This window comes from Actinomycetota bacterium (assembly GCA_030019255.1).
Classification (GTDB): Bacteria; Actinomycetota; Geothermincolia; order Geothermincolales; family RBG-13-55-18; genus Solincola_A.
This window is the reverse complement of the sequence record JASEFK010000021.1, coordinates 20,128-29,370: the sequence shown is the minus strand read 5'-3', so window position 1 is coordinate 29,370 and position 9,243 is coordinate 20,128. Positions and strand designations below refer to the sequence as shown.

The following is a 9,243-nucleotide window of genomic DNA, read 5'->3' as shown; positions in this document are numbered from 1 at the left end:
AAGTCCTGGGCAACATCGCCAACTCGCCCCAGTTCACCGCCTTCGTGGACGCCCTGATCGGCTACCTGGATCCGGCCATCCTGGCCGGGGTCCTCAACTCCAACGGGGACTTCGTGGGCCAGCTCATCTCCCACCTCTCCACCGGAATGGTGGTAGACGTGGTCAACAACCTGGATCCCGCCTGGTGGGCTCAGCTCATGAACGATTTGAGGGTTAACGCTCTTGGCTCCATCGCCAGCATGGCCAACGACCCGGCCACCACCGCTTTCCTCAACGCCCTGCTCCCGCAGCTCAACGCCGCCAACGTGGCTTCTATCGTCAACAACAACGTGAGCTGGCTGAATTCCGTGGTCACCAACGTCGCCCCGGCCACGGTGAACAGCATGATCAGTGGCCTCTCCGCCTGGATAACCAACACCCTCATCCCCGGGCTGGATACCTCGGCCATCGCCGGGATAGCCAATGCCGACAGCACCAGGGATTTCCTGACCGCACTGCTCCCGCAAATCGATGAGACAAAGCTCGCTTACGTGGTCAACAACAACGGGGCCTGGCTGACCGACCTCATGTCCAACCTCGATGCTTCGGTCATCGCCGGCGCCCTGAATGCCAACGAAGCCTTCGTCACCGCCCTGGTGCAGAACCTGGACACCACCGTCCTGGCCAACGTGATCAACGCCAGCGAAGCCTTCCTCACCCAGCTCCTGGGCAAGCTCAATCCCACGGTGCTGGCCAACGCCATCAACGCCAACGGTACCTTCCTCACCAACCTGCTCGGTGCCCTCAACCCCAGCGTGGTGGCCGCGGCCATCAACGGGAACCAGACCTTCGTGAACAACCTGCTGGGTGCCCTCGACCCCCAAGTACTGGCCAACGCGGTCAACGCCAACCAGACTTTCATAACCAACCTCATAGGGTACCTCAACCCGGCGGTCATAGCCGGCGCGGTCAACGCTAACCAGATCTTCGTCACCGGGTTGGTCACTAACCTCTCGCCCACGGTGCTGGCCACAGCCATCAATGCCAACGAGACCTTCATGAGCAGCCTGATAACCGGCTTGGACACCACTGTCCTGGCCAACGTTCTCAATTCCAACTCGGTAAGGAACTGGTTGGCCACCCTGGTCTCCAAGCTGGATGCCACCCAGGTGGCCTATATCGTCAACAACAACCAGACTTTCCTCACCAGCCTGCTCGGGGCGCTCAACCCGTCAGTACTGGCGGCGGCCATCAACGCCAATGGCGCTTTCCTCAACAACCTCATCGCCAACCTCAACCCGTCGGTGGTCGCCGGTGCCATCAACACCAACCAGACCTTCCTCACCCAGCTCATCTCCAACCTCAACCCGAGCGTGCTGGCCGGGGCCATCAACACCAACGGCACCTTCCTGCAGAACCTGCTGGGTGCCCTGGACACCAACGTCCTCGCCGGCGCCCTGGCAAGCGCCAACGGCCAGGCCTTCTTGACCAACCTGATCGTCAATCTCTCAGGGGCTCGTGCCCAGGCCCTGGTCAATGCCCTCAACGCCACCGGCGTGGATTATCACAACGACGACGCGCCCATCACTTTCTTCGACCAGTTCGTCCTGATGCTCCATTCCAACCTGAATATCCTGGGTCTGGGGCATCATATCGAGGGCAAGCTCGAAGGTTTCAAGTACGATGCCGACGGAGGGGACTGGTAATCGTCGGGTATAACTTGGGGGCAGGCATTTTGCCCGCCCCCTTCTTTTCTTTCTGGTCGGTATATACAGTTTTATTGAACGGTATAGTCCTTGGAGTGATGGCCGGGAAGGTAGAGAAGCCTCCTGTCCGCAACGGCCGGAGGTCCTTATGGCCAGCGGGATACCCGACACGAAATACAATGATTCTTCCATGGATGTCGGTAGGTTATCGGGATTAATCCTGTTCTTCTCGTTAACTCTCCTTTTATCCGCGGCGATTTTTCCAGCTGGTTGCGGAGGCGATTCCCTCGCCGGTCGACTTGAGCGGGCAGGCGATTCTATCCGGAACTTCGAGGGGGCGTTGCAGGGGGCGACGCGTTGTCTTCAGGCGCTATTTGATTTCGATTTCGAGAACGCTTCCTTTCTGGACGACGCCAGGTCCGCCATAAAATCGGGACAAGATGCCGTTGAGACGGCCAGCCAGGCTCTGGATGATCTATCCTCCATCGATTTCCGGGATAAGCTTGTGCGTATGGGGGAACTGGTAAGTGGTTTTATACCTCCCGCCCGTCAGGCCCTCGAGGAGCTGTCCCTTTTTTATGAGGAGTTGGAATCCCTTCTTCTGGCGGTCGAGCCCCTTCTGCGGGAGGAGGCGATCATCACCCAACTGGAGATGCCCCGGGATCAGGCTGAATGGCGGGAGAGGCTGGAAAGGCTGCGGCAGGCCCTGGAAACAACCCTGCAGGCGCTTGCGGGATTATCCATCGATTCCGTATTGTCCGATTATCACGCCTATTTCTTGGAAGTGGCAGCCGCCCTTATAAAGGTCGTCGAGCAGATTATCAACCGTCTTCCCCTTGCCAATCTCGAGAAAGATATCGGTGTCAGTGCGGATTTCGGACGGGTTCGGGAGATGCTCGACGCCTATCCACTGGTGGTGGAGGGATTGAAGGAAAGGCTTATGATATTCTCTCTGGATCCGCTTATAAGCGAGATCGAGCTGGAGATAAACAGGTTGTACGTGGAATCGGGTTCGTTACGGTGAAATCGGTTGCCGACGTAAAGTGGTGAAAGCGGATGACGGGGCTTTGTGGTATGGTAAGAAATGAACAATGTGTCGCGAAGCATACAAGGCTGGGTGACGAAAAAGGCAATGCAGGCTTACATGTTTTGGGAAGAAGAGAAAAGGAAAAGTTCGGCTTTTCCCGATGTTGCATGGAGGTGTAGTCCTTGAACTGCCCCCGCCATCCCCAGAAGAGGGCGGTAGCCACCTGCCGGGAGTGCGGTACCGGGTTCTGCATCGAGTGCGTGCGGGAGACGGACCAGACCACACTGTGCCCCGAGTGCCACCGACGGCGGATAGACGAGTTCAGCCGGGAGCTCGCGCCCCCCGGCGAGAAGGGGGAGGCGACCGCCGCTCGACCTTCCCCGGTGGCTGCCGGGACCGAGCTACGTGAAGAGGCTCTCAAGGTACCACCTTCGCTCTCTGAGGAACCCGGGATGCCGGAAGGGTACGCGTCGGCGGCGAGGCCGGAAGCCGGAGGGGCAAAAACCGTATCGCCGCAGCCCGTGGAAAGTGGAAGGTTTTGGAAAAGAACCAGGAAGGATAAGGAGCCCGGGCGAGCGGAATGGTCCCCCGCGCTGGAAGTCCGGGAGGGAACCATCGCCGCTGGAGAAGTTGCAAATCGATTAGAGGAGAAAAGCGGTGGGGAAACGGATTTCCTGTCCCTGGGCCCCGACGAGGATTTCAGCGAACTGGCGAAGGCCGGAGAGAGGAGGAGATTCCGGTTCCCGGGAAGGCGGCGGCCGGCCGCGAAAGAAGTACGTGGCAAGCACGAGGAAGGCGCGGCGGGCGGATATACGCCGGGGCCGGAGGAAATGGTCGCGTCCGAAGAGAGTAGGGCTGGTGGGAGGGCGCGCCCCGGGGAGGGAGACGTCATTCCCTCAAGGACAGGGAGGGGACCGGACAGGCCCCGTGAGCCGGAGTCGGTCCCTTCCACCGCGGCGGCTGCCCCCGACGAGGCCCTGCTCGACGACGTGGTCTCCCGGCTCCTGCGCCCGGAAGGCGGCCGGGGGAGGGGAGAGCCGGCAAAGAGACGGGGGCCGGATGCACGTACCCCGGACGCGGACAGCGTGGAGGAGGTACTTTCCACCCTCCTGCGGCCGGAGACCGGGGCCCCTGCGAGGCCGCGGGCAGGGAGAGACACGGCGGCCGCCCTCGAGGAGAGGCTGGCTGATGCCCCCGCTCCCTCCCTAGCGGTGGAGGAGGCGGCGCCGCGCATATCGCGTGAGGAACGCCGCAGGGGGAGGGAAGAGAGGGCGGAGCGCTGGTCCTTCCTGGCCCAGCCGCGGTCCTCGGAACACACGGAGATCGCCTCCCGCTGGTGGAAGGCGGCCCTGTTCATCCTACTCATGCTGGTCCTCGGGGTCGTCCTCTGGGCCGTGCCCAACGCTTACCTGGTGCCCCGGGACACGGAATACGGCATCCACGCCGTGTCCATCGGCATCATCCTCGGATTGCTCTTCTGGTGGAAGGCGGGAAGGAAGCATGGCACCAAGCTGGCCGTGCAGGCCGCGCTGACCACCTTTTTCGCGCTCTTTTTGGGCGAGTTCCTGCATTGGTTCCTCATCATCACCAAGAACGCCGCCTTGCGCACCATCTTCTTCGATCTCATCTCCTTCCGTTTCATCTGGGAGCACGGCGCGGAGATCATGCGCCACACCATGGAGGCCATGTTCCCGGGAGCCTTCATCTGGATAATGGTCATGCCCACCCTGCTGGCCTTCATCGTTGGCTTCGGCATGCCTCCCATCCCCGAGATCTTCTTCCAGTTCGGGCGGGCGGTGCGCGAGTGAAGCGTCTCCGGAAGTGAGGCCATGGCCTGGGAAGTGGAGATGCTGGAGGACGGGACCAAGGCCTTGGTGAGCCTGGAGGGCGTGGTGGATTCCACCAACGTGGAGGAGTTCTTCACCTTTATAAACTCCATCTTCAAGAAGGGCGTAAAGCGCATAGTCCTGGACATGGAGAACACCAGCTACCTCTCCAGCGGCGGACTTTCGGTCATCGTCGACGCTCACAAGAAGGCGGAAAGGGAAGGGGGTAAGCTGGTCATCGCCCGCGCCTCGGATATGGTGGCCGACCTCTTCAGAGTGGTCCAGGTGGAGAAGATAATCCCCTTGTTCCCCACCCTGGAAGAGGCCCTGGCGGCTCTCTGAGGATCCTCCTCCATTCCCGTCAGTGACCCTCATCACCCATTCAAGTCTCGAGGGACGGTGAGCGTATGGCCTTGTGGCCTTTCCGGTGCGGGGACGTGAACCGGCGGTGGGAAGACCCGCATCGTACACTCCTCAAGGATAGCCGGGGAAAGGGCGAAGGCAGGGCGACGGGTCGGTTGCGGTTGCCCGCCGCCAGATTGCCACCACGCGCATTATCACGAGGCAGCGCCGGTTGTAATCGCCCAGACGAGTTGCGGTTTGCCCGCCGTCAGATGGCCACCACGCGCATGACCTCCTCGATGGAGGTTATTCCCATCTTCACCTTGATGAACCCGTCGTCGCGCATGGTGATGAGCCCTTCTTCCTTGGCCTGCTTCATGATCGTCGTGGCCGAGGCCTCCTTGACGGTAAGCTTCTTTATCTCCTCGCTCATGGGCATGACCTCAAAGAGGCCGATGCGCCCCTTGTACCCCGTGCCCCCGCACTTGGCGCAACCGTTCTCGTTGGCTTTATAGAGGATGAGCTCGTCCATGTCTTCATAGGGGAACTGCAGGGCCTTGAGGACCTCCAGGTCGGGCTCGTAGGGAACCTTGCAGTTGGGGCAGAGCTTGCGCACCAGCCTCTGGGCCATCACGCAGTTGATGGCCGAGGACACCAGGAAGGCCTCCACCCCCATCTCGATGAGACGGGGCAGGGCGCTGGGAGCGTCGTTGGTGTGCAGGGTGGAGAGTACCAGGTGGCCGGTGAGGGCGGCCTCGATGGCCGTCTTGGCCGTCTCGCGGTCGCGGATCTCGCCCACCATCAGGATGTCGGGAGAGGTACGCAGGATGTTGCGCAGGGCGTTGGCGAAGGTCAGGCCGGCCTTGGGGTTCACCTGCACCTGGTTGATGCCCGCCAGGCGGTACTCCACCGGGTCCTCCACGGTGGTTATGTTCTTGTGCTCCGTGTTGAGCACGTTCAGGGTGGCGTAGAGGGAGGTGGATTTCCCGCTACCGGTGGGGCCGGTCACCAGGAGAGCCCCGTGGGGCTTGGTGAAAGCCTGGCGGTATTTTTCGAGGGCCTCCGGCAGGAACCCCAGGTCCTCCAGCCTCAGGAGGATGCTCGACTTGTCCAGGATACGCATGACCACCTTCTCCCCGTAGACGGTGGGGAGGACGGCGACCCGGAAGTCGATGGCTTTCCCGTTGGTCACCAGCCCGAAGTGGCCGTCCTGGGGCACCCTGCGCTCGGCGATGTTCAGGTCGGAGATGATCTTGATGCGCGACACTATTCCGTCGTGGACGTTCTTGGGCAGGCGCTTGATCTCCTGGCACACGCCATCTATCCGGTAGCGGATGAGGACCTCGTTTTCCCGGGGGTCGATGTGGATGTCGCTGGCCCCCCGGTTGATGGCCTCGGTGATCATCGTCGTGGTAAATCTTACCAGGGGTGTGTCGTCCACCACGCCGGTGATGCCCTCGACCTCCTCGTCGCCCCTGTCCTGGAGGGCCTCCTCCACCACGTCCGTGTCCAGGTGGTAGTAGCGCTGGATGGCGTTTAGGATGTCCTCCCGCGCGCTGACCACCGGTTTCACCTCGTAACCGGTGCTCAGGCGGATGTCGTCCAAGGCGTAGATGTTGGTGGGGTCGGCCATGGCCACCACCAGCTTCCCGTCCTCGAAGTCGATGGGGATGCAGTTGTAGCGCCGGGCCATGGCCTCGTCTATGGAGGTGGTGGCCTGGATGTTTATCTTGTATTCGAGGAGGTCCACGTACTCCAGGCCCAGTTCGCGGGCGATGAGCTCCGCCAGCTGATTCTCCTTCACCATACCCAGCTCGAGGAGCACCCGGCCCAGGCTGGCCCCGGTCTCCTTCTGGCGCTCGAGGGCCTGCGCGAGCTGCTTCTCGGTTATTACGTTGTTCTTAAGGAGAAGCTGCGAAAGCCGGTCCGTGGCGGATGGCATGCTCTCATCTCCCCCGTTTTCGGATACGTACTCAGGGGTTACCGGGCGAAGCACCCCTCTTCACATCATAAAATTATTCGTCATCCGGCGCCACAAACTGAAGGCTCGGCGCCGTTCTCCGGGGTTATCCCTTCCCGCCCTGGAGGGACCGGAGGAAGTCGCGGTACACGCATTCCAAGTTGGTGCAGGCGAAGCAGTCCGTGCTCAGGTAGCGGTCCCCCCGGTCGGGGAGGATGACCACCACCCGGCCCCTTTCCATCCCCTCCGCCACCTGGAGGGCGGCGTGCACCGCCGCCCCCGAGGACATGCCCACGAAGAGGCCCTCGATGTTGGCCAACACTCGGACGGTGTTGAAGGCGCAGCCGTCCTCCACGTTGATCTTGCGGTCGATGACCGAGAGGTCCAGGATGGGGGGGAGGAAGTCCTGGAGGTTGCGCAGTCCCTGGATGAGGGACTTGGGGTAGGGTTCTACCCCCACGACGGTGATATTCGGATAGGCCTCGCGCAAGCGCTTTCCCACCCCGGTTATGGTCCCCCCGGTACCGATCCCCGCCACCAGGACGTCGATGTCTTCCACCTGGCGCAGTATCTCCTCTCCCGTACCTTCGTAATGGGCCCGCACGTTGTCCGGGTTGGCGAACTGGTTGGGGTGGTAGTAACCGGGCTCCTTGCCCATCTCCTCCGCGCGGGCGATGGCCCCGTTCATGCCCTCCTCGGCGGGGGTGAGGATGACCTCCGCCCCGAAGGCCTGCATCACCCGGCGCCGTTCCACGCTCATGGACTCGGGCATGACAATCTTCAGCCGGTAGCCCTTATAGGCGGCCACCATGGCCAGGCCGATGCCCGTGTTCCCGCTGCTGGCCTCCACGATGGTTTTGTCCGGGGTAAGCTCCCCGCGCCTCTCCGCTCCCTCGATCATGTACTTGGCGATGCGGTCCTTGACCGAGCTGCAGGGGTTGAAGCCCTCCATCTTGGCGTAGATCTCCACGCGGGGATTGCGGGGGGTGACCTTGGTGAGCTTCACCACCGGCGTGTTGCCTATCAGTCCCAGGGGGTCGGAAGCGGTGACCATACTCCTTGCGCCAGCCTTTCATCCGTCTCTTGCACTTTCCGCTATAATAAATCATCCGCATTATATCTTAGGGACGGGCGCGGGTTAAAGGCGGGGGTTATCCGGGAATGGAGTTCGCGGAGCGGCCTTGCGCGAGGGTGGGAGCGGAGCGGGCGGGATTTCGCAGGGTGGTGGTCTTGAGTGATACCCACTTCGGTGAGAGGGGCGCCCTGCTGTCGGAACCGCGAAAAGTGGAGGCCCTCCTCGGGGAGCTGGAGGAGCTGGGGAAGGTGGACCTACTGGTGCTCCTGGGGGATATATGGGACCTCTGGAGGGCGGGCCTGCGGGAAGCGCACGGCGGGGGAGCGCATTTCTTCCGCCTCCTCGCGGACTGGGGAGGCGCGCGCAAGCTGGCCCTGGTTCCCGGTAACCACGACAACCACCTGGCCCTGGCGTGCGCCGAGGAAGGTCTCCGGCGTGAGCTGGGATGGCATTATTTTCCATTCCGGGAAGGGGACGTCCCCGGGAACGCTCCTGCCCCCGGGCCCGCGCGGCGCCGGCATTCGCCCTTTCCCCTCGCCTGCTCCCTGGAGATCGAGGGGCTCCCCCTCCGCCTCGTTTACCCTTTCCTGGCCCTCCGCGTAGGGGGTGGGGACGTCCTTCTCACGCACGGGCACCACCTGGATTTTTTCAGTCGCTCCTTCTGGTGGGCGAAGACGGCCTGGCTGGCCCGGTGGGTACTGGGAAGATCCCGCGGGATAACCTTGTCGGACATCGACCGGCTCAACCGGCCTTTTTTCGAGCTTCTCACCAGCACCGCCGTGGTCCCCGAGATACGCCAGATGGAGTACCGGGCCTACCGCTTCCTCCGGCTGCTGGCCCGCCTGCTCCGCTTCCATACCGGCGCCGGGAGGAGTCCGCGACGCTACACCGCGGTGGGGGAGAACGTCCCGGAGGCGGCGGAACTTCTTTCCGGGCTCCTGCCCGGGTACCTGCCCGACGTCTTCGTTTTCGGGCACACCCACCGGGCCGGGCTGGAACGTGTTTGGGTGGGTGGAAGGCGCTTGCTCCTGGCCAACACCGGGTGCTGGCTCGAGGAGGAGGACGGCAATTCGCCGGGGACCTACCTGGTCCTGGATGGGGCCGTGCGGTTACGCCGGCTCTCCGACTGGGAGATAGAGGTCCCCGCGAAGGATCCCTCTTCCGGTTCCCGGCCTCCGGCCCGGAGCGGGTTCATGAACCGACGGGACGTGGCGTGATCATCGGGTCCACCGGGACCTTGCGCCGATGGAAACGGGCTGCTCTCCATCGCGCCGTAAAAGGTAAATGTTGCCAGGTAGCCATCTGAACCCCGCGCCGCGGGAAACGGG

The 9,243-nt window shown here is 62.5% G+C and carries 7 protein-coding genes; 5 read left to right on the top strand and 2 right to left on the bottom strand.

All coding sequences use genetic code 11. The features are described from left to right. The 4 genes from QME84_12345 to QME84_12330 all read left to right on the top strand — a co-directional run. Window positions 1-1,685: hypothetical protein (locus tag QME84_12345; GenBank protein ID MDI6875055.1), on the top strand; the 1,685-nt coding region annotated here is incomplete at its 5' end. A 148-nt stretch (window positions 1,686-1,833) separates the two neighbouring features. After that, window positions 1,834-2,709 (top strand): hypothetical protein, encoded by an 876-nt coding sequence (locus QME84_12340; GenBank protein ID MDI6875054.1) that lies wholly within the window; start codon window positions 1,834-1,836, stop codon window positions 2,707-2,709. A gap of 185 nt (window positions 2,710-2,894) precedes the next feature. Continuing rightward, window positions 2,895-4,520, top strand: a complete 1,626-nt coding sequence (locus QME84_12335; GenBank protein ID MDI6875053.1) for a B-box zinc finger protein — start codon at window positions 2,895-2,897, stop codon at window positions 4,518-4,520. A gap of 21 nt (window positions 4,521-4,541) precedes the next feature. Then, window positions 4,542-4,880, top strand: coding sequence for an STAS domain-containing protein (locus tag QME84_12330; GenBank protein MDI6875052.1), 339 nt, complete (start codon window positions 4,542-4,544; stop codon window positions 4,878-4,880). A gap of 268 nt (window positions 4,881-5,148) precedes the next feature. On the opposite strand, the gene QME84_12325 is transcribed toward QME84_12330, so the two are convergent. Continuing rightward, entirely contained in the window at window positions 5,149-6,822 is a 1,674-nt protein-coding gene (locus tag QME84_12325; protein ID MDI6875051.1) for an ATPase, T2SS/T4P/T4SS family, read from the bottom strand. Window positions 6,823-6,946: 124 nt separating this feature from the next. Beyond that, window positions 6,947-7,894 (bottom strand): cysteine synthase family protein, encoded by a 948-nt coding sequence (locus tag QME84_12320; protein ID MDI6875050.1) that lies wholly within the window; start codon window positions 7,892-7,894, stop codon window positions 6,947-6,949. A gap of 107 nt (window positions 7,895-8,001) precedes the next feature. Between QME84_12320 and QME84_12315 the strand changes: the two genes are divergently transcribed. Beyond that, window positions 8,002-9,132: a metallophosphoesterase gene (locus tag QME84_12315; GenBank protein ID MDI6875049.1), complete on the top strand. Its 1,131-nt coding sequence runs from the start codon at window positions 8,002-8,004 to the stop codon at window positions 9,130-9,132. Window positions 9,133-9,243: the final 111 nt, after the last annotated feature.

Excerpts from the sequence above, each read along its gene's own strand:
- QME84_12330 (MDI6875052.1), top strand. The coding sequence starts at position 4,542 with ATGGCCTGGGAAGTGGAGATGCTGGAGGACGGGACCAAGGCCTTGGTG.
- QME84_12315 (MDI6875049.1), top strand. The coding sequence starts at position 8,002 with ATGGAGTTCGCGGAGCGGCCTTGCGCGAGGGTGGGAGCGGAGCGGGCG.
- QME84_12325 (MDI6875051.1), bottom strand. The coding sequence starts at position 6,822 with ATGCCATCCGCCACGGACCGGCTTTCGCAGCTTCTCCTTAAGAACAAC.
- QME84_12340 (MDI6875054.1), top strand. The coding sequence starts at position 1,834 with ATGGCCAGCGGGATACCCGACACGAAATACAATGATTCTTCCATGGAT.
- QME84_12320 (MDI6875050.1), bottom strand. The coding sequence starts at position 7,894 with ATGGTCACCGCTTCCGACCCCCTGGGACTGATAGGCAACACGCCGGTG.